The sequence below is a fragment of the Nocardiopsis sp. SBT366 genome (genome assembly GCF_001083815.1).
Lineage (GTDB): Bacteria > Actinomycetota > Actinomycetes > Streptosporangiales > Streptosporangiaceae > Nocardiopsis > Nocardiopsis prasina.
The window spans coordinates 15,835-40,775 of record NZ_LAVM01000009.1 but is presented as its reverse complement, the minus strand read 5'-3'; the positions used below and the strand labels follow the sequence as shown (position 1 = coordinate 40,775).

The 24,941-nt window shown below is 71.2% G+C and carries 20 protein-coding genes and 1 tRNA gene; 10 read left to right on the top strand and 11 right to left on the bottom strand.

Annotated elements, in window-relative coordinates; genetic code table 11:
• The first annotated feature begins 153 nt into the window (after window positions 1-153).
• Window positions 154-227, top strand: a tRNA-Pro gene (locus ADX84_RS04290).
• On the opposite strand, the gene ADX84_RS26250 is transcribed toward ADX84_RS04290, so the two are convergent.
• A complete protein-coding gene (locus ADX84_RS26250) occupies window positions 193-402 on the bottom strand; it encodes a TetR family transcriptional regulator (protein WP_082206289.1) in 210 nt (69 codons plus the stop codon). The two genes, ADX84_RS04290 and ADX84_RS26250, sit on opposite strands and share 35 nt — an antisense overlap.
• Before the next feature lie 107 nt (window positions 403-509).
• On the opposite strand from ADX84_RS26250, the gene ADX84_RS04285 reads away from it, so the two are divergent.
• On the top strand, window positions 510-2,519 hold the full coding sequence (locus tag ADX84_RS04285; protein WP_049567851.1) for a prolyl oligopeptidase family serine peptidase: 2,010 nt from the start codon (window positions 510-512) through the stop codon (window positions 2,517-2,519).
• Window positions 2,520-2,650: 131 nt separating this feature from the next.
• Complete coding sequence (locus tag ADX84_RS04280) at window positions 2,651-3,871, top strand: pyroglutamyl peptidase (protein ID WP_082206288.1); 1,221 nt, start codon at window positions 2,651-2,653, stop codon at window positions 3,869-3,871.
• 59 nt (window positions 3,872-3,930) lie between these two features.
• Here the strand turns inward: ADX84_RS04280 and ADX84_RS04275 are convergent, their stop codons facing one another.
• The gene (locus ADX84_RS04275) at window positions 3,931-4,839 is read right to left on the bottom strand and encodes a LysR substrate-binding domain-containing protein (protein ID WP_049567846.1); all 909 of its coding nucleotides are present in this window, start codon (window positions 4,837-4,839) and stop codon (window positions 3,931-3,933) included.
• Window positions 4,840-4,998: 159 nt separating this feature from the next.
• Here ADX84_RS04275 and ADX84_RS04270 point away from each other — a divergent pair, with 159 nt between their 5' ends.
• From ADX84_RS04270 to ADX84_RS04250, 5 genes are all read left to right on the top strand, one after another.
• Window positions 4,999-6,315, top strand: a complete 1,317-nt coding sequence (locus ADX84_RS04270) for an MFS transporter (protein ID WP_049567843.1) — start codon at window positions 4,999-5,001, stop codon at window positions 6,313-6,315.
• A gap of 81 nt (window positions 6,316-6,396) precedes the next feature.
• Complete coding sequence (locus tag ADX84_RS04265) at window positions 6,397-7,674, top strand: NAD(P)/FAD-dependent oxidoreductase (RefSeq protein ID WP_049567840.1); 1,278 nt, start codon at window positions 6,397-6,399, stop codon at window positions 7,672-7,674.
• An 8-nt stretch (window positions 7,675-7,682) separates the two neighbouring features.
• A complete protein-coding gene (locus tag ADX84_RS04260) occupies window positions 7,683-8,105 on the top strand; it encodes a RidA family protein (protein ID WP_049567837.1) in 423 nt (140 codons plus the stop codon).
• The gene (locus tag ADX84_RS04255) at window positions 8,102-8,770 is read left to right on the top strand and encodes a DUF1028 domain-containing protein (RefSeq protein ID WP_049567834.1); all 669 of its coding nucleotides are present in this window, start codon (window positions 8,102-8,104) and stop codon (window positions 8,768-8,770) included. The genes ADX84_RS04260 and ADX84_RS04255 overlap by 4 nt, the downstream gene beginning before the upstream one ends.
• A complete protein-coding gene (locus ADX84_RS04250) occupies window positions 8,760-9,881 on the top strand; it encodes a M20 family metallopeptidase (RefSeq protein WP_049567831.1) in 1,122 nt (373 codons plus the stop codon). The genes ADX84_RS04255 and ADX84_RS04250 overlap by 11 nt, the downstream gene beginning before the upstream one ends.
• 33 nt (window positions 9,882-9,914) lie before the next feature.
• Here ADX84_RS04250 and ADX84_RS04245 read toward each other — a convergent pair whose 3' ends face one another.
• From ADX84_RS04245 to ADX84_RS04210, 8 genes are all read right to left on the bottom strand, one after another.
• The gene (locus ADX84_RS04245; RefSeq protein ID WP_234003837.1) at window positions 9,915-10,415 is read right to left on the bottom strand and encodes a hypothetical protein; all 501 of its coding nucleotides are present in this window, start codon (window positions 10,413-10,415) and stop codon (window positions 9,915-9,917) included.
• A gap of 73 nt (window positions 10,416-10,488) precedes the next feature.
• On the bottom strand, window positions 10,489-11,724 hold the full coding sequence (locus ADX84_RS04240) for a helix-turn-helix transcriptional regulator (protein ID WP_199776470.1): 1,236 nt from the start codon (window positions 11,722-11,724) through the stop codon (window positions 10,489-10,491).
• A gap of 150 nt (window positions 11,725-11,874) precedes the next feature.
• Window positions 11,875-12,957: a hypothetical protein gene (locus ADX84_RS04235; protein ID WP_049567824.1), complete on the bottom strand. Its 1,083-nt coding sequence runs from the start codon at window positions 12,955-12,957 to the stop codon at window positions 11,875-11,877.
• Window positions 12,958-12,967: 10 nt separating this feature from the next.
• Window positions 12,968-14,026, bottom strand: coding sequence for a TIR domain-containing protein (locus ADX84_RS04230; protein WP_049567821.1), 1,059 nt, complete (start codon window positions 14,024-14,026; stop codon window positions 12,968-12,970).
• A 48-nt stretch (window positions 14,027-14,074) separates the two neighbouring features.
• On the bottom strand, window positions 14,075-17,941 hold the full coding sequence (fxsT, locus tag ADX84_RS04225) for an FxSxx-COOH system tetratricopeptide repeat protein (protein WP_049567818.1): 3,867 nt from the start codon (window positions 17,939-17,941) through the stop codon (window positions 14,075-14,077).
• A 163-nt stretch (window positions 17,942-18,104) separates the two neighbouring features.
• On the bottom strand, window positions 18,105-18,587 hold the full coding sequence (locus ADX84_RS04220; protein ID WP_049567816.1) for a GNAT family N-acetyltransferase: 483 nt from the start codon (window positions 18,585-18,587) through the stop codon (window positions 18,105-18,107).
• 130 nt (window positions 18,588-18,717) lie between these two features.
• On the bottom strand, window positions 18,718-19,863 hold the full coding sequence (locus ADX84_RS04215) for a PrsW family intramembrane metalloprotease (RefSeq protein ID WP_049567813.1): 1,146 nt from the start codon (window positions 19,861-19,863) through the stop codon (window positions 18,718-18,720).
• Entirely contained in the window at window positions 19,860-20,471 is a 612-nt protein-coding gene (locus tag ADX84_RS04210) for a hypothetical protein (protein WP_369801053.1), read from the bottom strand. The genes ADX84_RS04215 and ADX84_RS04210 overlap by 4 nt, the downstream gene beginning before the upstream one ends.
• A 290-nt stretch (window positions 20,472-20,761) precedes the next feature.
• Here ADX84_RS04210 and ADX84_RS04205 point away from each other — a divergent pair, with 290 nt between their 5' ends.
• Window positions 20,762-21,547, top strand: coding sequence for a class I SAM-dependent methyltransferase (locus ADX84_RS04205; protein WP_049567806.1), 786 nt, complete (start codon window positions 20,762-20,764; stop codon window positions 21,545-21,547).
• 474 nt (window positions 21,548-22,021) lie between these two features.
• Here the strand turns inward: ADX84_RS04205 and ADX84_RS04200 are convergent, their stop codons facing one another.
• Window positions 22,022-23,455, bottom strand: a complete 1,434-nt coding sequence (locus ADX84_RS04200; RefSeq protein ID WP_049567802.1) for a WGR domain-containing protein — start codon at window positions 23,453-23,455, stop codon at window positions 22,022-22,024.
• 714 nt (window positions 23,456-24,169) lie between these two features.
• Between ADX84_RS04200 and ADX84_RS04195 the strand changes: the two genes are divergently transcribed.
• Window positions 24,170-24,910 carry a maleylpyruvate isomerase family mycothiol-dependent enzyme gene (locus ADX84_RS04195; RefSeq protein ID WP_049567798.1) on the top strand — a complete coding sequence of 247 codons (741 nt, stop codon included), beginning with the start codon at window positions 24,170-24,172 and terminating at the stop codon, window positions 24,908-24,910.
• The last annotated feature ends 31 nt before the right edge of the window (window positions 24,911-24,941 follow it).

Sequence of the window (24,941 nt, the reverse complement as noted above, 5' to 3'; positions counted from 1 at the left end):
GTGACCACCAGGGTTTCCGGGTGGGGCTGAGCCCGAGTTCGCCGACGAGCCCTCGCCCGAGGACCCGAGCGGGAGCCGAACTGGTTCGAGCGCCCTTCCGAATGCGGTAAAGTTTCACCTGTTGGCGGGGCGGAGACGCCGCCGCTCAGCGGCCGGGACGTAGCGCAGTTTGGTAGCGCACTTGACTGGGGGTCAAGGGGTCGTGGGTTCAAATCCCGCCGTCCCGACAAACGAAGGGCGTTCACTCAGGTGGACGCCCTTTCGCATGTCCGTGAAGCGCATGACCTCGCGCAGGGTGTCGCCGAAGTGGTGCCGGACGCTCCCGACGGCCAGGCCAGCGCATGCGGCGATCCGGGCGAGGGTCACCAAGCGGATCCCATGCGCGGCGATCTCGTCGGTCACGGCGTCGGCGCCCGCTCTCGGCGCACATCCGGGCGGGCTCTCTGGGGCCTGGCACCGCGCGCCGTCCCGCCCTGTGACGCGTTCTCCGCACGCGATACCGTGAGCCGGTGCCTTCACCGATATCTGCCTCGTTCTCCGACTTCGCCGACATCGACGCCTTCACGCGGATTCCCAGAGTCACCGCCGTGGCAGCCGGGCCCGACGGGCGGGTGGTGGCCTCGATCGACGAAGTCGACGAACACGGGTCCAAACGAAGGTCGGCCCTGTGGGCGCTCGACCCGGAGGGTCTGACCCCGGCCCGGAGACTGACCTTCTCCACGGACGGTGAGGACGCACCGCGGCTCACCCCCGACGGTTCGCTGCTCTTCACCTCCCGGCGCCCCGACCCGGACGACGACTCGGCTGAGGGCGCGGCGGCCGTCTGGCGCCTGCCCGAACACGGGGAGGCGGTCCTCGTCGCCCGGACCCCCGGAGGCCTGAGCGTCTCCGGTGTCGCGGAGGACGGCTCGATCCTCGCGAAGACGAGTGTCCTGGCCGGGGCCACCCTGGAGGAGGACGCCGAACGTCGCAAGGATCGGAAGGCCGCCAAGCGGAGCACCATCTGGCACACCGGCATGCCGATCCGCCGCTGGGACCACGAGCTCGGCGACGTCAGCCCGCGCCTGGTGCTCGTCTCCCCCGACGGTGGGGTCAGCGATCTGACCGACGGCGTCGACACCCTGGCCCTCTCGGGTGCGTCAGCCGACCTGTCCCCGGACGGCCGAACCGTCGCGACGACCTGGACCGAACGGGTCGAGCGCGGGCAGACCCGGACCGGTGTCGTCCTCATCGACACCGACAGCCGCGAGCGAACCACTCTGCTGGCCGCCGACGAACACCAGGAGTACGGCTCGCCGGTGTTCTCGCCCGACGGCGCCCACCTGGCGCTCACGCGCATCACGATCTCCACACCCACCGATACCGGCTACGACTTCCTGGAGATCCATCCGCTGACGGGTGGGGAGCCGGTCGGGGTCGACGTCGGAGACCTCACGATCAGGGGGTACGTCTGGAGCCACGACGGCACCCTCCTGGTCACCGGCGATCTGCACTCCTCCGGCGCCGTGCTCGCCGTCGACCCGAGCACCGGGAAGGCCCGCACTCTGGCGGACACCGGTGTCTTCACCTCGCTGGCTCCCGCTCCGGACGGCTCCCTGTTCGCGCTGCGTTCCGACGTCGCCACCCCCGCCCGGCCGGTGCGGCTGGCGTCCGACGGTGAGCGGACCGAACTCCCCGCGCCGGGTTCGGTGGACGCCCTGCCCGGCGCCCTGGAACGGGTGTGGACCGACGTCGGCGGCGTACGGGTCGGCGGATGGCTGTGCCTGCCCGACGGCGCCTCCGAGGCGGACCCGGCTCCCGTGATGCTGTGGATCCACGGCGGCCCGCACAGCTCCTTCAACGCGTGGTCCTGGCGGTGGTGCCCGTGGCTGGCCGTCGCCCGGGGCTACGCGGTGCTGATGCCTGACTTCGCCATGTCCAGCGGTTACGGGCACGCGGGGTTGAACCGGGGCTGGCCCAGGCTGCCGGAGGTCGTCTACGGGGAGTGCGAGGCACTGCTGGACCAGGAGCTGGAGCGCCCCGAACTGGACGGTGCGCGCACGGCGCTGCTCGGCGCCTCCTTCGGAGGCTTCATGGTCAGCTGGATCGCCGGGCGGACCGACCGCTTCTCGGCGGTCGTCACCCACGCCGGTTCGTGGGCGATGGGGCAACAGCACCGCACTACCGACGCCGCCGCGAAGAAGATGCGCGTGCACGGCCACGAGGACCAGCAGCCCGAGTGGTACCGGGACAATTCCCCGCACCAGGGCGCGTCTCGTGTGGTCACACCGGTGCTGATCACCCACGGCAACCGGGACTACCGGGTGCCGGTCAGCGAGGCGCTGCGGATGTGGTGGGACCTGGTCTCGGGCTGGGACGGCCCGCCGGAGACGATGCCGCACCGGTTCCTCCAGCTGACCGGTGAGAACCACTGGGTGCTCACACCCTCCAACGGCCGCGTATGGAACGAGACCGTGCTGGCCTTCTGCGACCAGCACCTGCGGGGCGGTGACCCGATCCCCGAGATCCTGCCGTGGTGATGGTTCCGCGGTCACGTCAATGAGGCGAACAACTGAGAGGACGGGACATCTTGTCGAACAGATCAACCGTAGTGAACGGGAGCGCGCGGCCATGGCGGACCGGTTCCCGTGTCGCCGCGTCGGCGCTCGTCATGGCTCCGGCCCTGGCGCTCGTGCCTCCAGCGTACGCCGAGCGGGCGGACGGCTGCCTGGGTGAGGAGGGCGCGACCGTGGAGGAGGCACGGGTCGAGCAGGAGGTCCCGCGGGAGATCCTGCTCGGGTCCGGGTTCGACGCCGCCGTGGACCGCTTCGAAGAGGAGCTGTGCGGGGCGTCCGACCTCGACGGTGCCGGAGCGGTCGTTCAAGGCCACGGGGACGCGCTCTGGAGCGACGCGGTGGAGCGGGTCCGGGCCCCCGGGGAGGTGGAGGGGGACCTGAGCGCCGAGGACGACCGGCCGCTCTACTGGGCGAGGCTCGCCATGACCTCCGCCCTCAACCGCTGGGAACCCGGCTTCGCGCTGAGCGAGGCCGAGCGCGCCGAACTCGTGGCCGACCTGGAACGACGCTCCCGGGGCCAGAACGGCGAGGACTTCGCCGAGGCCCCCGGTGGAGCCGACGTCAGCCACGTGGTCGTCACCGGTTTCGACCCGTTCCTCCTCGACGACGACATCCGGCAGGCCAACCCCTCCGGGGCCGCGGCCCTGGCCCTCGACGGCGCGGTGCTGGAGACCGCCGACGGCGTCGCGGTGGTCAAGGCGATGCTCTACCCGGTGCGCTGGCGGGACTTCACCGACGGCATGGTCGAGCAGTCCCTCCTGCCCTACTACACCGGTGACCAGCCGGCCGACGCGGTTATCACGGTCAGCCAGGGCTCGCCTGGGAGGTTCGACCTCGAGGCGCACAACGGTGCCTGGCGCGGTGGCTTCGAGGACAACGAGGTGCTCGGCACGCCCGAGATCATCCCGGTCCCCGAGGGTGCCCCCACCGTCACTCCCCAGCCCCAGTGGTCCGACTCCTCCCTGGACCGCACCGCCATCGCCGAGGAGACCACCGGGGCTCCCTTCCCCGTGGTCGACAACACCGAGGTGACCGAGATCCCGGCGGGTGGGACCGCGCCCGTGGTGAGCCCGGACGGACCCACCCCCGGTTCCGAGGCGCGGTCCGGCGGCGGAGGGAACTACCTCTCCAACGAGATCGCGTACCGCAACACGCTGCTGCGCGACGCCACCGAAGGGGACGTCCCCGCGGGTCACGTCCACACCCCGGTGCTGAACCTCGGTTCCGGTGGGAGCATCTCCGATCCGGCCTTCGAGGAGGAGCGCGAGGCGATCGTCCGCCAGGTCGAGGACATCGTCGCGGCCTCGATCCGCTAGTGAATCGTCCCCCCGGGCCCGCCCATCTGCGGGCCCGGGGGCGCTCCTCCCGTTCGGGATCAGACGACGACCTCCCGGCAGACCTCGATGAAGGCCTGTGTCCGCCGGACCGGTGCGCGGTCGGTCAGCTGGACGATCTCGATGCCCAGCCCCTCGGGCTCGACGTCCAGCTCCCGGGTCGCGTAGGGCAGGTCCTCGTAGCTGCGTTCCAACACGGTGCGCTGGGTGAGCAGCGCGTTGCCCAGGCCACGGGCGACCAGGGCTCGGACCATCTCGAAGCTGGTGGTCCGGAAGCGCACGTTCGGGGTCAGCCCGGCCCGGGTGAACAGGCCGAGGAAGTACTCGCCGCCGGGCGGCAGGTCGAACAGGATCAGCGGTTCGACGGCCAGGTCGGCCAGGCTCGGCCGCTCCTTGGCGCTCACCGCCCCGCCCACGGGGGCGAGGACGTACGGGGGCTCGGACCGCAGAGGCAGCGCGGTCACCCCGCTCGCGGTGCGCACCGAGGCCAGCTTGTAGTCGTAGGTGATCGCCAGGTCGATCCGCGTGTTCAGCAGGTCCTCCAGGAGCCTCTCGTGCGCGGCCTCGACGAAGGAGAGCTGGACCTGGGGGTGGCGGCGGGAGAACTCGGCGATCACCCTTGGCAGCAGTATCGGCGCGATCGTGGCATAGCAGCCGATGGTGAGCGTTCCCTCGATCTGCTCCCGTTCCTGGCGCGCCGACTCCCTGAACTGGTCGAGGCTGGCCAGCACGTTGTCGGCGGCCGCGATCGCGCGCTGGCCGGACGTGGTGAGCCGCATCCCCTTCTGTGAGCGCACGAACAGGGTGATGCCGAGGGCCGACTCCAGCTCGACCAGGGCGGTCGAGACCGCCGACTGCGACACGAACAGCTCGCGCGCGGCGGCTGTCACCGAACCGTGCCTCGCGACGGCCGTCAGGTACTCCAGTTGACGCAGGCTCACGTCCGCCATGCCCGTCCCACTCTCGGTTATCAGTTTTTCCGATGGTGAAGTTCAGATCTATGTGTTGTACAGATCGTACTTCGCACCTCGATACTCGTGACCCAGGCCACAGGCAGGGCGTCCCCCGGGCCCGTCCGTGCCTTGAGTAACGAGTCCCCAGGAGGCGAGATGACCGGTGCGACCCCGGATTCAGTGGACCGGAAGGACCTGCGCCGCAGCGTGTTCGCCGGAGCGGTGGGCGTCTTCGTCCACTGGTTCGACTGGGCCGTCTACGCGTACCTGGCCACCACCATGGCGAAGGTCTTCTTCCCCGAGCAGGACGGCACCACCGGACTGCTCTCGGTGTTCGCGGTCTTCGCCGTGGCGTTCTTCGTGCGACCGATCGGCTCCGTGCTGTTCGGCCACCTCGGAGACCGGTTCGGACGCAAGACCACCCTGTCCATCGTCATCATCTCGATGGCGGCGGGCACGCTCATGCTCGGGCTGCTGCCCACCTACGACTCCGTCGGCATCCTCGCGCCGATCCTGCTCGTGGTCGCCCGCGTGATCCAGGGGCTCGCGGCGGGCGGGGAGTTCGGCAGCGCCGCCGCCTTCCTCGCGGAGTTCTCTCCGCCCAAGCGGCGGGGCTTCGGTTGCTCGTGGATCGAGTTCGGCTCGGTCGCCGGGTTCCTGTGCGCGTCGTTCGCGGTGTGGGCGCTCCACGCGGTCTTCCCGGCCGAGGTCGTCCTCGACTGGGCCTGGCGGATCCCCTTCCTGCTGACGGTGCCCATGGCGGCGGTCGGCCTCTACATCCGCCTGAAGATCGAGGACACGCCCGAGTACCGCGCGCTGGAGGACATGAACAACGTCCCGAGCCAGCCGGTCGTGGAGGTCTTCCGCTCCAACGGGAAGCAGTTCCTCCAGACGGTGGGCATCGAGACGTTCATGAACTCGACCTTCTACATCGTCCTCGTGTACCTGATCACCTACCAGGAGGAGATCGTGGGGGTGCCCGCGGACCGGGCCGCCCTGCTCTCCGCCGCCGCCTCGGTGGTGGCCATGGGGGTGATCCCGCTGTCGGGCATGATCTCCGACCGGGTGGGCCGCAAGCCGGTGCTGTACACCGCTGCCGGGGCGATGATCGTCGGCTCCGTGCCCCTCTTCCTGCTCATGCAGGCGAACACGTCGTGGGCGGCCTTCCTCGCCACCTTCGGACTCGCGGTGATCCTCGCCGTCATCCTGGGCACGCACGCCTCGACGGTGGCGGAACTCTTCCCCACGCGCACCCGCCAGAGCGGCCTCTCCATGGCCTACAGCGTCGCCGGTGCCTTCTTCGCGGGAACCCTGCCGTACCTGATGACCTGGCTGATCTCGGTGACCGGCAGCTCCATGGTCCCCGGTTTCACGATGATCGTGATCGGCGTCATCGGCGCACTCACCCTGCGGACCATGCCCGAGACCAGGGGATCCGACCTTCTGCACGAGAGCGACCGCGCGCGGGTCTGACCCGCCGCCCCCGTGCCCGGGGGCTCGCGCGGCCGAGCCCCCACCAGTACCTCGCAACCGTCCATGGGAGTGGAGAGCAGTATGTCCGTTGAGGAGATCGAAGTCGTCGTCGTCGGAGGGGGGCAGGCCGGGATCGCGACGAGCGAGCACCTGAGCGACCGCCGTGTGCCGCACGTCGTCCTCGAACGCCACCGCGTCGCCGAGCGCTGGCGTTCGGAGCGGTGGGACTCACTGGTCACCAACGGGCCCGTCTGGCACGACCGGTTCCCCGGAATGGAGTTCGACGGTCTCGGACCCGAGGACTTCGCCACGAAGGAACAGGTGGCCGACTACCTGGCCGCCTACGCGGAGAGGATCGACGCGCCGCTGCGCTGCGGGGTCGAGGTGACCTCGGTGCGCAGGCACGACGGCCGCAGGGGCTTTCGTGTGGAGACCTCGGACGGCGTCTACGACGCGCGTTACGTCGTGGCCGCCACCGGACCCTTCCAGCGCCCGGTGATCCCGCCGATCGTTCCCGAGGGGGAGGGGCCGGTCCAGATCCACTCCAGCGGCTACCGCAACCCCGCTCAGCTGCCCGAGGGCGGCGTCCTCGTGGTCGGGTCCGGGTCGTCGGGCGTGCAGATCGCCGACGAACTCCGCGCCTCCGGGCGTCCTGTGTACCTGTCCGTCGGCCCGCACGACCGTCCTCCGCGCCGGTACCGGGGACACGACTTCGTCTGGTGGCTGGGCGTGCTCGGCAAGTGGGAGGCCTCGACCCCGCCCCAGGGCGCCGAGCACGTGACGATCGCGGTCAGTGGTGCGCACGGCGGCCACACCGTGGACTTCCGGGGGTTGGCCGACCGGGGCGTCACGCTCGTGGGCCGGACCGAGACCTACGAGGGCGGGACCGTGCGCTTCGCCTCCGACCTGCGGGAGAACGTCGTCGGCGGCGACGCGAACTACCTGGCGCTGCTGGACGAGGCCGACGCCTACGTCACCCGCAACGGGCTCGACCTCCCGGAGGAGCCTGGGGCCAGGGTCCTTGGGGACCTTCCGGACTCGGTGACCGACCCCGTCCCCGAACTCGATCTCGCCGCAGCCGGGGTCACCTCCGTCGTCTGGGCCACGGGCTTCTCCGCCGACTACGGCTGGCTGCCCACGGACGCCTGCGACGAGCACGGCAGGCCGAGGCACCAGCGCGGGGTCTCCAGCGAGCCCGGCGTCTACTTCGTGGGGCTCCCCTGGCAGTCGCGCCGGGGATCGAGCTTCCTCTGGGGGGCCTGGCACGACGCGAGCTACGTGGCTGACCAGATCTCCATCCAGAGGGGATACATGGAACACAACGACGCCCACCCGCGCCTGACCCACGTCCAGAGGTGAGAGCACCCATGACCACGCACACCCGCATCCGCAAGTTCAACACCCGCGAGACCTACCCCGAGCAGAACCTCGACAACGACCTCTGCCAGGCCGTCGTCGCCGGGGGAGTCGTCTACCTTCGCGGCCAGATCGGCCAGGACCTGGAGACCCGGGAGTCCGTGGGCGTCGGCGACGTCCGCGCCCAGACCGAGAAGGCCATGGCCAACATCGACCTCCTCCTGCGGGAGGCGGGCAGCGGACTCCAGGACATCGTCAAGGTGACGGTCTACCTCGTCGACCCGCGTTACCGCGAGGACGTGTACCGGGAGATGGGGCGCTGGCTCAAGGGCGTCCACCCGGTCTCCACCGGGATCGTCGTCCAGGCGCTGGCCCGGCCGGAGTGGCTGGTGGAGATCGACGCCACCGCCGTGATCTCGGGAGGCCGGGAGTGACCTTCTCCATCGCGGCACACCAGAACGGCAGGTTCGGCGTCGCGGCGGTGTCCTCCTCGCCGGCGGTCGCCGCGCGCGTCGTCCACCTGCGGGACTCCGTCGGCGCCGTCGCGTCGCAGAACATCACCGACCCCCGGCTGGGTTCGGCCCTGCTGGACCGGCTGGAGGCGGGCGCGAGCCCCGAGGCGGCCCTGGAAGAGGTCGTCGGGGCTGCCCCGAACTCCGACTACCGCCAGCTCACCGTGGTGGACGCCTCGGGTGCGGCGGCGACGTTCAGCGGAGGGCTCACCCTCGGCGTGCACGGCGAGGCCACCGGTCCGCACTGCGCGGCGGCGGGCAACATGCTCACCCGCGCCGACATCCCCGCGATCATGTGCGAGGCCTTCGCCTCGGCCGGGGGAGAGCTGGAGCAACGCCTGCTCACGGCGCTCTCGGCCGCACTGGCGGCGGGCGGTGAGGCCGGGCCGGTGTACTCGGCCGGGCTGTCCACAGTGTCCGGCCACGGCTGGCGCGACACGGACCTGCGCGTGGACTGGCAGGACGAACCCGTCGAGGCGCTGCGAGGGCTGCTCGACGTCTGGCTGCCCCAGCGCGACGACTACGTCCAGCGCGGCCTGGACCCGGCCGCCTCGCCCGGATACGGGGTGCCCGGCGATGACCGCTGAGACGCACCGCCCGCCCGATGCCTCCGACCAGCTCGCGCGGCTGATCGCCTACTCCGAGACCCTGCACGCGCATCCGGAGACCGCCTGGCGGGAACACCGCGCGGCCGCGTGGACGGCCGAGCTGCTCGACGAGTACGGTTTCGAGACGACCACCTCCTACCTCGGCTTCCCCACGGCGGTGCACGGCTCCTACGGGTCGGGCAGCCGCAGGGTGGGCCTGGTCGTCGAGTACGACGCGCTGCCCGGCCTCGGCCACGCGTGCGGGCACAACCTGATCGCCGCGATGTCGGTGGGCGCCGCGATCGCGCTCCGGCCCTGGGCGGACCGTCTCGACCTGCGGATCGAGGTCGTCGGCGCCCCGGCCGAGGAGGGCGGCGGGGGCAAGGTCGAGCTGTTGGACGCGGGCGCCTTCCATGGCCTCGACCTGGCGCTGATGGCCCACCCGGGACCGGTCGACGCTCCCCGGGCCGAGCCGTACGCGGTCGCCCACGACCACGTTCGCTTCACCGGGCGGACGGCCCACGCGGCCGCCTACCCGCACGAGGGCCGTAACGCCAACGACGCCTTCGTGGTCGCCCAGGTGGCCCTGGGGCTGATGCGCCAGCAGCTCCCGCCCAACACCCGGGTGCACGGAATCCAGACCGTCGGAGGGGAGGCCCCCAACGCCATCCCCGGAGTCACCGAGGGCCGCTGGTACACCCGGGCCCGGACCCTGGCCGAGCTGGAGCCGCTCAGGGAACGGGTGGAGCGGTGCTTCGAGGCGGGGGCGTTGGCCACCGACACCGAGCTGGAGTTCACGCCCGAGTCCCAGCCCTACTCCGAGTTCCGCACGGACGAGCGCGCCCTGGAGATCTACACGCGCCACGCCCTGGCGATCGGTCGCCGGTTCGACGCCCCGGTGGAACACCAGACGATGAACCGCGCCTCGACCGACATGGGCAACGTCTCCCAGCACGTGCCCGCCATCCACCCCTACATCGGCCTGGACTGCTTCCCGGTGAGCAACCACCAGCCGGAGTTCGCCGCCGTGTGCGTGGGTGAGGCCGCCAACCGGGTCATCGAGGACGGCGCCACCCTGCTCGCGCGGACCGCCCACGAGTACTTCTCGTAGACGCGCGCGACCCGGCGCCCCGGGGTGGTCCGCTCAGTAGCGGGCCACCCCGGGTTTCCACAGGGTGGCCCGCTCGACAACGTAGACCTCCAGGTTGCCGACGCTCGCACCGCACGCGTCCTGGCGTTCGGTGGTGACCAGGGCCGAGGCGATCAGCTCCGCGCGGTGCCGCTCCTCGGGCTCGGAGTCGCCCACCGGGATCACCTGGCGCACGTGGTGGCAGCGCGCGCTGCCGCTGGTGTGCACCAGACCCACCACGTACGTGCGCTTCCAGCGCCGCAGGGCGGCCTGGTGCGGGATCACGTACCGGTAGCGGCAGCGCACCCGTGTGCCGTCGGGCAGTCCCGCCTCGGCCTGGTAGGTGATCGACCACCAGTTCTCGGCCACGGGAAGGACCGTCGCGTGCATGGCCCGCGCCCACGCCTCCAGGGTTGACCGGTCCTCGGCCTCGATGACGGCGGCGTCGCTCACGGCGTCCCCCGCGCTGTTGAACGGACCACGGGCGCCCCCTCGAGTCACCCGTGGCTCTGACATGAGACCACTCTAGGTGGCGATGGGGATGCGAAGGGTACAGATTGTGTCCCCTGTGCCGAGACCGTTCGCCCGCTCAGGACATCAGGCCGATTCGACCCGCCAGAACCCCCGCCCCATCGCGGCGCCGGGGATCGCGTGACTCCAGCTCCTCCAACACCATGCTGCGGGCGAAGGCGTTGTAGCGGACCGTCTCCGGCGCCGCCGCGTGCGCCGCCTCCAGCACCCGCAGCGCCTCGTCCCGCTGTCCGGCCAGGCGGTGGGCGCGGGCCTGCTCGATCCGGTGCCGGGCCCCGCGCGGCCGTGACGGGATCGCCTCCGCCGGGGCGTGCCCGGACTGGCGGACCGCCTCGTGCCCGCTGCGCAGCTCCACCGCCACGGTCACCGCGTGAGCGCCGATCACCGGCCGGGAGAACGAGGTCATCGGGTGGTAGTAGGACGCGGGCAGCCGTTCGGCGGCCTTCCGGGCGGTGTCCCAGTGCCGCCACGCCGTCCCCGCCTCTCCGCGCCGCGCCGCCGTGTACCCCGCCTCGAACCGCAGCGCGCCCCACACCGCCAGCACGTCCGTGTCGGCGTCCGGCAGGTGCCGCTCCAGGTGTCGGCTGACCTCCTCGGTGACCGCGTCCGCCGCCTCCCAGTCACCGGCGTCCCGGTGCGCCTGGGCCAGCAGCCAGGCCGCCACCCCCAGCGCGTGCGGGTCCTCCGCCTCCTGCGCGGCGACCATGCCGCGTTCGGCCACCCGCCACAGGAGGCTCTGCGCGGGCTGGTAGGCGATGAAGAACTGCGCCAGCGAGCACACCTCCGACAGCACCGAGCTCGCCGCGCGTCGCTGCGCCCCGTCCTCGGCGCCGCGCACGGCCCGCTGGGCGTCATCGAACAGCCCGGGGAGCAGGCGCCCCACCACGTCGCGGTGGTTGGGCGCGGAGTGCCGCGCCCGCCACGCCCCCGCCAGCCGGGCGCGCAGCCGCTCCACCGTGGGAACCGGTTGGTCGTCGCCCAGCGTGAGGGCGTTGACCGACGCTCGGACCCTCGGCAGCAGCGTGTGCCCCGGGCCGCTGAACAACTCCACGGGCACGGACTGCTCTCCGGTGAGTTCGGCCAGGTCACGAAGGTGCAGTGCCTCCACCAGGCGCAGGAGGACCGGGAGTCTCGGCGTGCCCAGCCGCCCGGTCTCCAGGGCCTTGACCCACGAGGCGGAACGACCCACGAGGCCGCCCAGCACCTCCCTGGTCAGGCCTCGCCTGGTGCGGCTCAGCTTGAGACGGGTACCGAAGGGGATGTCGACCTCGTACGGGTCCGGGGTGCTGTCCACGGGCGCGGTTTCCTTCCCTGGGGGAGTCGCGGAGTCCAGGCTACGAGCCGTCTGCCGACCCCACGGCGCGAACACGACCACTTCCCCCGGTCGGACCCCGCGCACCGGGTATGGCCCGGTCGGACCCCCTCCGAGCTGCGGTGACGCCGTTCAGTTCCGTGTGCTGAGGGACGGCGGCGGTGCCACCTGGGGGCCGCCGGGGCTGCGCAGACGCTCGAAGACGAGGTCGAAGGTGAATCCGGCGGTGAACCCCACCGGCACCACGAAGAACAGCAGGCGTCTGGCATCCAGCTCCACCAGCAGCTCCGGTACGGTCAGCAGCTGGGCGGCCACGTACAGCAGGACCGACACCGCGCCAGCGCCCAGCCCACGCGCGCAGGCACGCAGGGCCGAGGGGGTCCGACCGAACGAGTCCCTGATCAGCGCCCCCGACACCGCCGCGCACATCGGCCCGGCCAACAACAGGGTGAGACTGAGTGCGTCGGTCGGCCCCGGGCCTCCGGCCAGCACGATCGACGCCAACGCGGCGAGCAACAGTAAAATCGCGCCGACCAGTCCGGCCGACTCGCGCCAAAGGCCCCACCGCCGGGCCCGTTCCTCGCGACGCCGTCGTTCGGCCCGACGCTCCATCTGCCGGCGCAGCACCTCGGTCATGCGCCGGGCCGACCCGGGTGACCAGGACTCGCCCAGGGCCCGAACGTCCTCGCGGTCCACGTGCTCACCGGAACCGTCCAGGTACACCCACACCTGCCGTGCCGCGCCGCCGAACACGGCCAACGGGACCACGGGGACTCCCTGGGCCAGCGCCACCACACCGGTCACCCGGGTGGACCGCCCGCCCCCGGCCAGGACGATCCCGTCCACCTCGAACAGTGTCCGGTAGTAGGGCACCTCCCACTCGGCGCCGGTGTCGCGGATCGTGGTGACACGGACCCTCGACCCCTCGGGCAGGTCGGGCGCGTAGTCCTGGTGCCGGGGCGGATGGGCGATGATCTGGGCTTCGGGCGCGGATGCGGCCGCGTACCCGCGCGCGACCAGGGTCTCGACGTAGTGCTCGTCGTCGGCGAAGACCACGAGGTCGTACCCGGCCAGGGCCAGTTCCCGGCCGAGCTCGTGGCAGGCGCCGCGCACCTGGTCGGTGGCGCTCAGGGGCGGCTGGTAATCGCGGGAGGAGTCGACGCTGCCGACCACGGCGATCCGCGGCCGCTTCGACGGGACGGGTACCTGCTTCAAGGAGACTCCATCACGGTGCGGGGAGGTCGGTCGGGGTGTCCTCCACGGAGGGCCGACCCTGGGGGAGGAGAGCGCGCAGGGCCGCCGCGGCTGAGGGGGCACCGGCGGTCTCGGACACGGCGCGGGCGAGCCAGGCGAGGGCGTGGGAGTCCGGATGCTGGGCGCGCAGATGGGACACGAGCCGGGCGTGGCGCTCGGGGGCGGGTACGGTGACCGGCCAGTACAGGGGATTGAGGGCCCGGTCCCGGCGGAGCTCGCCGAGCCTGCGCAGGAACGCCGCCCAGCACACGGGATCGTCCAGCGCGGGGACCGTGAGCAGGACCCGCGTGGCCCGCTCACCGACCGTCCCGCGCGCGTCGGGACCGTCCTGTTCACACTCGGTGACTCTCTCGTGAGGGGCGGCCTCGTCCGCGGCCGGGGCCGGGCCGTCCGGGTCGCCGCCCGCCCTCCGGGCCACCGCGTCCCAGGCGGGGACCGCCTCCCGGGCGAGGGCCTCGGTCAGGGGCGGCAGGCCGACGGCCGCGGACCGGGCCACCAGGGCTCCGATTCGATAGCACAGGGCCTGGTACGCCGTCGGGTCGGTGAGCATCAGCTCCAGGACCCCGGCGTCCGCGTGACCGGGCACGCCCACCCAGTCCAGCCGCTGGCGCTCCCGCACCACGCGGGGGAGCGGTCCGCTGAGCGGCTGCCACACCAGGGGAAGGATGTGGTGGGGCGGGGCGCCGTCGTCGCGGAACCGGCGGACCCGCTCCTCGACGATCCACCACTCCCGTGCACACCAGGCGCTGTTGAGGTGGGTCTCGCTGAGCAGGACCACCAGCGTCCGGGTGGTGGCGCAGTGCCTGAGCAGCTCGGAGCGCCACCCGCCGCCCGGCTCCAGGGTGGGCCCGGTGGCGCCGAAGGCGTGGTCGTGGGTGTGCAGACGGACCATGCCCTCCAGATCGGCGTGGAAGCGCAGGACGTGCTCGCGGTCGGCCCTGCGTCCGCCGTAGCTCGTGAAGAAGGCGCTGGTCCCGCCCGCTCCGGTCCCCTCCGTGCCGGTCGCCTCCACGCCCGTCGTCTCCACCATTGGCCCTCCCCGACCCCGTCGGCCCAGCCCCGTCACCGATGTCCGTGCTCAGATCTCCGGCACCTCCAGATCGATGTGGCCGCGTTCGCTGACGGAGTCGCCCATGTGCCGGGCGGTGCTGTTCAGGTAGTTGGCGTAGGCCAGCTCGTAGTGCGGGTGCTGGGTGCCGCACACCTGGTGGAGCTCCTCCTGGGTGCGCACGTCCAGCGCCACGGCCTCGGTGATCTCACCCCTGGCCACCAGGGCGTTGGCCAGGTTCACCGCCGCGCCCAGCGCCAGGGGATGTCCCGGACCCACCTGGAGGTTGCCGGACAGTCCCTCGTGCGCCCGCCGGGCCTGGACCTGCGCCTCCTCGACGTGCCCGGTCCGGCAGGCGTAGGCGGCCAGGTTGGCTTTGGCCACCAGCGTGAAGGGGTGGTCCTGCCCGAACACCCCCGTGTAACCGTCGACGCACGTGCGGGCCTGACGGTGGGCCAGGTCGTGGCGGTGGGCGGCGGCCAGGCAGGCGGCCAGTTCCAGGGCCATCGCCAGGCTGCGGGGGTGCTCGTCGCCGTATTCGTGCCGGTGCTGTTCGTGGGTTCGGCGAATCCGCTCCAGCGCCTGTTCGGGGTCGCCCACGAGCCGCTCGTTCACCGCCAGTTCCTTGCTCGCGTGCAGCGTGTGAGAGGACAGCTCCCCGATGGTGCGGCGCAGCATCCGCGCCGCCTGGTGGATCTGCCGGTGCGCCATCACGTACTCGCCCGTGCGACGACGGTAGGTCGCGGTCGCCGAGGAGAGGATCCAGGTGTAGGGGTGGCGGTGGCCCAGGATCTCCCGGGTGACCCGGTGCGCCCGCTCGCCGACGGTCAGGGCCTGCGCGTAGTCTCCGGCAGCCGACAGCGACAGCGCCAGGTTGTGCTCGGCCAGGAGGGTGTGCTGGTGGTGGGGACCGCGACCGGCCAGGTAGGCGGCGTAGGTCTCCCTGTCGTGTTCGAGCGCCGACCCGAACCGGCCCAGGGCCCGCAGGTCCGCGCCCATGCCACGACGCGTCAGCAGCGTGAACGGGTGCCGATCGCCCAGAACGTCCCGCTGGAGTTCGAGGGTGCGGGCGTTCAGCCGACCCGCCTCGCGGTGCTGGCCGCGCGAGCGGTGCACGTTGGCCAACTGGGTGGCCAGGTGCAGGCGGAGCCGGTCGCGTTCGCCGAAGGCGTCGGTCCACGTGCGCAGCAGCGGGGTTCCCAGGTCCAGCGCCGCCTCCAACTCGCCCTTGCGGTGGTGGTAGCGCACCTGGTTGACCAGCCACCGGCGGACCTCGTCGTCCCCGCTCAGGTTGGCCTCGGAGGGGGCGATCTGCCAGCGCAGGTTCTGGTACCGGCGGTCGTGGCGGGGGTCGTCCGCCTCCTCGTCGTGCGGGGCGTAGGAGGCCAGCACCTGGCGCACGGACTCGCGGACCCCCGCGCGCTCCTCGGCGGGGATGCGGTCCCGGACCACCTCCTGCACCGCCGGGTGCACCGAGAACATCTTCAGCTGGCGGTCGAAGTCCATCAACAGGACCCGGGTGAGCTGGAAGTGGACGTGGTTGAAGTTGACCCGGCCGGTCCGGTACTGGGGGTCGGCCCCGGCATACTCGCTGACCGCGCGCGGTGACCGGAGCAGGTCCTCGGGAACCCCGTCGGCGGACAGGTGCGCCGCCAGCCGGATCAGACACAGGCTCGCCGGGTGGTACTGCTCCAGTTCGTCCAGGGCGAGGGAACTGCTCAGCCGCTCCTCGAACGAACCGGCTCCCCGCACCACCGAGGGTTCCCGTTCGTCGAGCAGTCGCGTGTACTCCACGACCGCCTCGGCGGCCCCGTCCAGGCGCTGCCCCGAGCCCAGCCACTCCAGCGCGCGGTGCAGCTGGGCGGGCAGGTGGCCCAGTCGGCGCGACAGGGCCAGGGCGGTCTCGGCCTCGATCTCGGGGAGGCGGTCCCGGAACAGTTCCACCACCTCGTCCTCGGTGAAGGGCCCCACCTGGAGGCAGCGCCGGTGGCCGTAGGCCTCCCAATCGCGGTGGTAGGAGGTGATGATGACGTGCCCGTGATCGTGCGGGATCAACGCGTCCAGCCCACCGGGCGGCCCCGCGTTGTCGTAGACCAGCAGCCACCGGTTGAGCGGACGCCCCGACCGCAGGGCGGCCAGAACGGGGTCGGCCTCGGGGGAGCGGTGGTCGGGGAACCGTTCGGCCAGGGTCGCCGCCAGTTCCTCCAGGGACGACTCGACCTTCTCCGGGCGGTCCGCGGAGATCCACCAGATGAGGTCGTAGTCGCTGCGGAAGCGCCGGACGAACTCGCGGACGATCTCCGACTTCCCACTGCCCTGCATCCCCACCAGCACCACCGGCGGTTTGTCCTCCATGCCCTGCCCGAGGAGGTCGCGCAGGCGCTCCAGGAACCCCTCGCGGCCGCTGAAGTTCTGGTTGCCGTGCGGTGCGTTGCTGATCAGCTCCGGGTTGGGCGCCCCGGGGTAGCTCGGGCCCTGCCCCGGGCCACGGGAGCGGTGACTCGGGAACCTCGGGTCGAAGCGGGCCAGCAGGGCGCCACGGGCGTCCTCCTCCTCCCGGATGCGCAGGTTGATCCACTCGGCGTCGGGGAATCCGTCCGGCGGTGCGCCCTCGTCGATGGTCACGCCCAGCACGCGGTGGGCACCGTTGCCGCCCTGGTGCGGGGCGGTCTCCAGCAGACGGTGCAGGAGCTCGAAGGCGGGCGACCCGTGCAGATGGGCCGAGACCAGCACCATGATGATGCCGTGCGCCGTGGTCTCCGGCAGGGGAGCGCCCGGCGCCGTCCTGGGCCGCACCACCCGGATGCCGACCCACTCCAGCTGGGGCTGGACCCAGTCCGCCCACGAACGGTCCCGGGAGTCGGCCAGCAGGATCACCGAGGCGACGGCGCCGTGCCGGATCTGCTCGAAGACCAGCCTCACCTGCTCACTCTGCTCCTGGGTGAGGTGACGCCCCCGGGGGACCGCGCCGCCGGTGAGGATGGAGGTCAGCCGCTCGTAGGCGTGGAACAGAGAGCTGGGCATCCATGTGCGTTCGAGGAAGGCCGTGAGGGTGAGGCGCTCGGCGATCCTCGCCTTGTAGGGGATCTCGGCCCGACCCCAGTACTGCCAGGGGTCGTCCTGCGAGCCCTCGACCCAGGACGAGAACGTCTCGTACGCGCGGTCCCGGAGTTCGTCCAGGTTGGGGAGTTCCAGGTCCACGCGGGTCAGGATCGGACGGACCGGAACGTGCGGTGCCTCGGCGCGCAGCTCGGCGGCGATGCGGGCCGACTTCTGGATGGCGGTGGTGTTGAGGGTCAGACAGAGGGCGACCTGGTCGGCCAGGACGGTGGCGACGCGCCGCCCCAGGAGCCCGTTGCCAGGGGCGGTGTCGACCAGGACGTGGTCGTATCCGCTGTCCGCCAGCGCCGCGCGGAGTTCGCGCAGGAAGCGCGTGGACAGCTCGCCGCGGGCGAACCCCGAACCGTGGATGGTGTCCAGTTGGGTGAGCCGGGCGGCGTGGTGGGTGCCCGGACCCAGGTAGCCGATCTCGCCCTCGGGGACGCCGGGGATGACCGGCCAGCGGCTCAGGTGTTCGACCTGGTCGCTGAGGTCGGCGCCGCGGGCGCACACCTCCGCGGGGTCGGCCCCCGGGTCGTGGCAGCCCTCGATGACACCGGTGATCATGTCGACCAGGCCCTGGGGACGCCCGCCGCGTAGTCCGAACAGCGGGGAGAAGTACTCGCGCAGTTCGGGGGAGCGCAGGTTGAAGTCGACGAGCAGAACACTCCGACCGGTGCTGGCGATGTTCCAGGCCACGTTGGCCAGGGACGTGGTGCAACTGCTGCCCGACAGGGGTGAATGGAACACGAGGATCTGTCCGACGGAGTTCGTGTCCCCGATTGCTTTGCTGGTCAACGCGGCTCCGGGGGAGGAAGTTTCCTTTTCTCGTACCTTCCCGTCGTCCCGTGTGTCCCGTACGCACGGGCTTTCGGCTTGGGAGAGAGGATGTTCCCACTTTTCATGGGAAGGAACCCCGGGGAACCTGGGTGAGTGGTGCGGGAAAGCGGCCGCAGTGAATTCAGGGGCCTTTGTCGCCGTTGTTTCTGAGGTCGGACTGGAGAAGGACCGGTGAGACGGCGAAGCCGTGCCGGGCGTAGGCGGGGACCGCCCGGTCGCTGGAGTGGACGCTCACCCTTTCCATCCCGAGTTCGCGGGCCAGACCCAGCACCGCCCGGATCAGCTGTCCGCCGAGGCCGAGGTCCCGTAGCTCGGGGCGTACGTAGACGCACTGCACGTCGCCCGAGGCCCGCTCGAACGCTCGCGGTTGCGGGACACGCGGGGTGACCGCCAGCCACGCCATACCGGCCACCGCCCCGTCCATGACCGCCACGAAGCAGTGGTGGGTGTCCCGTTGGTCCCAGCCCCAGTCGACGAACCGGGCCGTGAACTCGGCCAGGGGCAGGTCCGGGGCTCCGTGCACCTCGGTTTCCCACGACCAGCGCAGTTCGGCGACGCCGGGCAGGTCCTCGGGTCGGGCCGGTCGGACGGTGGCTTCGCTCATGCCCTGATGGTGCCAGCCCAGCGGACACGGCGAAGCCCCCGGAGCGGGCCTGCGCCGCACCGGGGGCTCGTGGGTTCCAGGAGGTGCTCGGGTCCTCGGAGGTCCCTGGGGCCCGGAGGAACCGACGGACTCAGCCCCGGTACTCCGAGGCCCGATCCTCCGCCGTCGCCACCATCTGGTCCTGCCGTTCGCGGACGACGGGCCGCTCCGGCGCCGCCACCCGGCCCAGTTCGCGGTTCCGACCGTGCCGACTGGCGAGGGCGACCGCCGCTGACCGGTGCATGCCCAGTTCCTCGCCCTGCACGGCCAGGGACTCCCGAACCCGACGTCGATGGGCGTGCCGCGCCACGAAGTACACGGCCAGCGCGCTCAGGAACACCACCAGCATCTTGAACAGCACGCCGAGGAGGCCCTCCAACAGCGGAGCGTCGAAGAGCCAGTGGACGCCGATCGCCAACAGGAACAGGAGCAGGGCGCCGGTGGCCCTGCCCGGGGTGGGTCGCCAGGCCGAGGCGGCCAGGAGGCCGACCGCGGTACCCGCGATCGCCGACATCGCCCAGTGTGAGCCCAGACCGGTGAGACCGACCCGCAGGAACAGCGTCTGGAGCACCGAGGCGACACCGTCCGTGGCCCCCTGCATCATGATCGAGTTGAGAGCGTAGGTGAAGTCCTCAGCGAGCTGGAAGCCCAACCCGACCAGAGCGCCCATGACGAAACCGTCCACGGGGCCACGCACCACGCGCGCGGCCATCACGGCGATCAGCACCACCCCGGCGGTCTTGAGCAACTCCTCGTTGAGCGGTGCCGTCAGCGCCGCTCCCCACGCGGAACCGAACTCGACGCCGCCCAGCCGCGACCACGCGGACATCAACTGGGTGTTGGAGAACAGGGACAGACCGATCGCCCCGGTCAGGCCCCAGAGCACGGCCAGGAGCGAGAACGTGAAGCTCGGGGGCCGGACCGGACGAATCCGCCGCAGGACCCAGAAGCCGAACACACCGGCCACACCGAGCACGACGGCTGCGGCCAGAGTCTCAGTGGGGAAGACCCACATCGCCCCGAAGAAGTTGGTCAGGGTGAAGACGAAGCCGCCCAGGCAGAGCAGGGCGAGGGCCAACGTGGCGAACAGTGCCGGAAGGCGTTGGGTGCGATGCGGTTCGGGGAGCGGCGCGGTCAGGTGTTCGGTGCCCTCGTGGCCCTGGTCGGACTCCCGGGGGGTGGGAACCTGACCACTCGCGGTGGGCGGGACGTCGGGTTCGGGTCGTGCGTGGCTCATGAGGTCCCTTCCGTGTCCCGGTCGAACCGGATCGACTGGACCGTCCGTTCGGCGTCGGCGAGATCGGCCATGCTGGCGTCCGCGCCGATGGCCTGGGTCTCCACGGCGAAACCGCCGTTCGGAGAGGGGAAGACCGTCGCGACTCCGGTGTGCTCCTGCATGTGCAGGTCCCCGGTCAGGCCCTGCGCTCCGCCGTCGGAGGTGATCTGCTGCGGTTCCCCCAGGGTGGCCGAGGAGTCGCTGACCCTCACCGTCTCGCGCATGCCGTCCCAGAGTTCCGAGGCGTCGGTGCGCTCGGACGGCTCCACCACACTCATGTGGAGGTTGACCGGTCCCTTGACGAAGCGCAGCTGCTGGCCCAGGGTGCTGGACCCGGTGTCGAGTTCCCAGCCCTCGTCGAAGGTCACCGACGCCCCGTAGCCCTCGCTGGACCCCAGGGTGACGGCCTGCCCCGGTTCCACCGCCTCGGAGGAGGGCAGCGCCGCGTTCACCAGGGCCCAGCCCCCCGTCAGGACCACGACCACCGCGGCCGTGGCCCCCAACGGGACCCAGTTGCTCCGTGGACCTCGTGACCTGGCGTGGCGTAGCTCCGTGCTCTCGTTCACCATCGCGCCCCCGTCTCCGCGCTCGTTCCGGTGTTCGCTTCCTGGAGACAGCGAAACACCCACAAAGGTGCCGAACAGAGAAAAGGGGGACACTTGGCGCAATTTTGCGGTGATTTCACCGACTCTGGGAGTGATGGCGAGACCGCGCGATCCAGCCCCGGGGTGGGAACACCCGGGGGCGACGTGGCCGAAGGTGGCCCCGATTCGCGCCACCCGCCCTCTTGGCGAACCCAGTCCCCCCGTGATGGGATGCCACCTTCAGCGTGACGACCGAACGGAAGCACGGGCGACCGATGCCGAAGCAGAGCACTGAGCAACTCACCACGGACCGTTCCTCCCTGGTCCACCGGATCCGCTACGCGTTGCGGAATCCGGGCCGGATAGCGCCCCACGTCCTGCGGTCCGCACGTGACCTGCGTCTGCGCCTCACACACCGGGACCACGTCTCCTACTACCGCGCGGTGATGGCCTCCGACGCGGCCCGGGACCCGAAGGCGGCGGTCGGCAGCCGCAACGAGGAGCGCTGGCTCGCCCTGGGCCAGATGCAGTTCGACTACCTGGTCGAGCACGGTCTCAAGCCCAGCCACCGGATGCTCGACATCGGTTGCGGCAACCTGAGGGCCGGGTGGCGGTTCATCGACTACCTGGACACCGGCGGCTACTACGGCATCGACATCTCCCCGGACATCCTGATCGCGGGCAAGAAGGTCCTGGCCGAGCGCGGACTCCAGCACAAGCTGCCGCACCTGACCCTCACCCAGGACCTGACCTTCGACTTCCTCCCCGACGACTCCTTCGACGTCGTCCACGCCCACAGCGTGTTCTCGCACTCGCCCGTCGAGGTCATCGACGAGTGCCTGAGCCACGTGGGCCGCGTGCTCGCCCCGGGCGGGTTCTTCGACTTCACCTTCGACCGCACCGAGGGCACCGAGCACCACGTGCTGCACGAGGACTTCTACTACCGCACGCAGACCCTGGTCGCGCTCGCGGAGAAGCACGGGCTCCGGGCCCGCTTCATGGAGGACTGGGAGGAGCGCCCGCACGGGCAGTCGAAGATCCGGGTCACCGCGGCGGAGTGAACCACGGGGTCGACTTCGGTCACTCTCGTCGGGGCGGTGAACGCGTGGTGTCACCAATGCGCCGGTTCGGTCGCGGGCAGCTCATGGTTCGGCGCCCTTCGCGTGCGAGCGTGTCATCAGTGAGTGCGACTCCCTCTGACCCAACGACTTCGACAGCCCGCTGGAGCGACAGGAGGACATCAGCCGCATGGTGCGGTCCCGGGCCGCCGATTCTCCTCCCCTCCCTTTTCGAGAAGGCGAGCGAGCCCGTCGGCGGCCCCGACCCGGAGATCTGCGTGGCGGCATGATGCGCCTGATTCTCAAGGGGGCCCGTGTGAAAAGGGTCCCCTTGCGTCTGCATTCACGAACCAGGGCCGTTTTGGCTCTATTGTCATTCTCCTCCCTAATTCCCGCCCAGGCGGAAACCGGCGTTCCGTGCGCAATCACCCCGGTCGAACTCAGTGCGCGGCATCAGGCGAATGCCCGGGGCAGGGGCTATCCCAGGCGGCGGATGTCGCCTCTGACGCGGTAGAAGTCGCCGCTGCCCGAGGTGAGCACCTCGTTCACGACGTAGCGGGCTCCCGCCCGGCGGATGTCCTTGGGGAACTGCACCCGCAGGGACGGGTCGAAGCCGTTGGAGACCACACGGACCCGCAGGCGGCCTCCCTCGTCCACGCACTCGACGACGATCCCGTCGGTGTCGGTGAGCTCGCTGGTCCGCACGGTCTCCAGCTCGGTGGCGGGGGTGACCGCGTCCCAGGAGGGGGCCTTGACGCTGACCGGCTCCGGGACGGTGCCCCGCTCCGCGGCCAGGATCGCCTCCTCGGAGGCGTCCACGCAGGCCAACGATCCGTCGGTGGTGACGATGTACAGACGGTCCTGGTGGAACTGCATCGAGTAGGCCGAGCCGCAGCCGGTGGCCAGCTTCCACAGGCGCCGCCCGTCCCTGGAGAAGCAGTACACGGAGGAGTGGTTGTCACCCGCGAACACGTACCGCCCGTCCGGGGAGGCCGCGCAGGAGAAGACCGCCCCGTCGCAGCGGTAGGTGGAGCGGTGTACACCGTCCTTGCCGATGCGGTCCACGGAGTTGCGGGCCGTGGCGGCGAAGACCTCGTCGCCCTCCTGCCAACCGAACAGCACCGCGCCACTGGTCGGCACCGACCAGCGTTCGTTCCCGGTGCCCGCGTCGTACATGGTGACGCCCCGGGAGTGCCCGTGGTAGACGCCCGACTCGTCGTGGCGGACCATCCACGCGGAGTTGCCCGCGCTGCGCCGGGACCACTGGAACTCGTCCTCGTGGTCGATCACGGTGATCTGGCCCGCGACGTCGGAAACACCGAGCACCCCGTCGTGGATGTCCAGCCAGAAGATGTCCACGTCCTCGGCGATCTCGTACGCCACGTGCGGGATCTTCGCACCCAGGTCGTAGACCTTGCCGTCGTCGCATCCCGCGTAGATCCAGAAGTCGTCGGCCACGATGCACTTGACGCCGTCCGGGAGTCCGTAGCGGGCGGTGACGGTGCCCTGGTGGGACAGGGTGTACACGTCCCCGCGCTCGTTGCCGACCCAGCAGCGCTCGTCGTCGACGAAGATGCCGAAGGCGGGGCTGCCCGAACGGAACCGCCACAGGACCGGCGCCAGGTTGGCGGTCGACCTCTGGCTGACGATCGTCCGCCTGGTCACCGCGCGCCGCTTGCGGACCCCGACCACGGCGGGCTCGTACCCCTTGCGCTTCTTCTCGGCGATCTTCCTCGCGGCCGTGGCCTCGGCCTTGGCGACGGTGGTGTGGCTCGCGGTGCGCGACTGTCCGGGTTCCCCGATCCGCCCGTAGCGGATGGTGACGTCGGTGCCGTCCACGGTCACCTCGTAGAACTTGTGCGCGCCGCCGCCCTCTTCCGAGAGCTCCAGGTAGGTGCGGGTGCTGGTCATGGGACGCCCTTCGACGATCGGGGATCCGGGCACACGTGCGGGAGACGGGTGCCAGGCAGGGGTGGGGAGGGGTACCTGCCTCCGGGAGGAGGCCGTGTCGACTGGTTCGAAACTATCGGTGGGTGCCGACATTCCGGTGCCCCCGTCCCCTGGTCGTCGGGGCAGGTGCGCATCGGTCCTCGGTTCCACTCCACGGTGTCGGCGGGTACCCGGGCCAGGTCCTTCGCCTCACCGGTGAGGTCGGCCCGGGCCCGGTGCGGGTTCGTGACGGCCGTTCGGCGTCCGCCCACGCGCCCAACTCACCGGATCGGTGGTGCGCGCGCCCTCCAGGGTGCTCTCACCCGCGCGGGCGGCCTGTCTCGTGGCGATCCCCTCGTGGTGACGGTCCGGGGCGTTTTCGTGACGGGCAGCGCAATCGGAGGCCCCGACACGAGGGGCCGGTCCGTCGATCCCTGGAGGAGTCGGGCCGTCGCCGAACCGGCCGCCGCCCCGGCGGAACGGGCCGACACCCCCATCGACGTGGCCCTGCTCCGGGGCACGAGCCGGTCAGCGGCTCGGCCCCTCGCCTCAACGGAGTGTTCGACGCCTCCACCGACCTGGCGGGAGATCCTGGCCCCGTGACCAGGCCCCGCACGCTCACAGAGATCCGATTCTTCGAGAATCCAGCTTGTGGAAAACCGGACTTCGGTTAACGCCGGGTGCTAGCTTCCCAACATGGACACGCCTCGACACCTCACGGTCCTTCGCGAGAGCGGCACCCTCCTCGCCGACGCCGCCGAGGGCAGGCCGCACGCGCACGTGCCCACCTGCCCCGAGTGGAACGTCTCCGATCTGGTCTGGCACGTCGGCGAGACCCACCACTTCTGGAGGGCCATCGCCTCCGGGGAGATCCGGGACCCCGAAGACGGGTACGCGCAGCCGGAGCGCCCCGACGACGAGAAGCTCCTGCACTGGTACCGGGAGGGGTTGGCCGAGACCCTGACCGCCCTCACCGCGCTGGACCCGGAGGAACCGCGCTGGACCTGGTCCCCGCAGAAGAACGGTGCCTTCATCCACAGACGCATGGCACAGGAGACCGCCGTGCACGCGTGGGACATGCTCAACGCGATCGGCGGCCCGGCTCCGCTTCCCTCCGATGTCGCCTCGGACGGTGTGGACGAGTTCCTCACCTTCTTCCTCGGCCTGGCCGAGATGCTGGACCTGCCCAGGGAACCGGTGGGCCCGACGGGTGCGGTGCTGCTGACCGCCACCGACGTCGACCGCTCGTGGTCGGTGGACCACACCGGCCAGCACTGGCGGGTCAGCCACTCTGTGACCCGGGCCAGCACCACGGTGGAGGGCACCGCCTCCGATCTGCTGCTCACCCTCTGGAGACGGGCCGAGCCCGGTGCGCTGCGGATCACCGGCGACGAGCAGGGCTTCGCCCGGTTCCTCAAGGTCGCCGAGACCGAGTGACCCGGGGCGCCTCTCCGGGCCTCGCGCCACG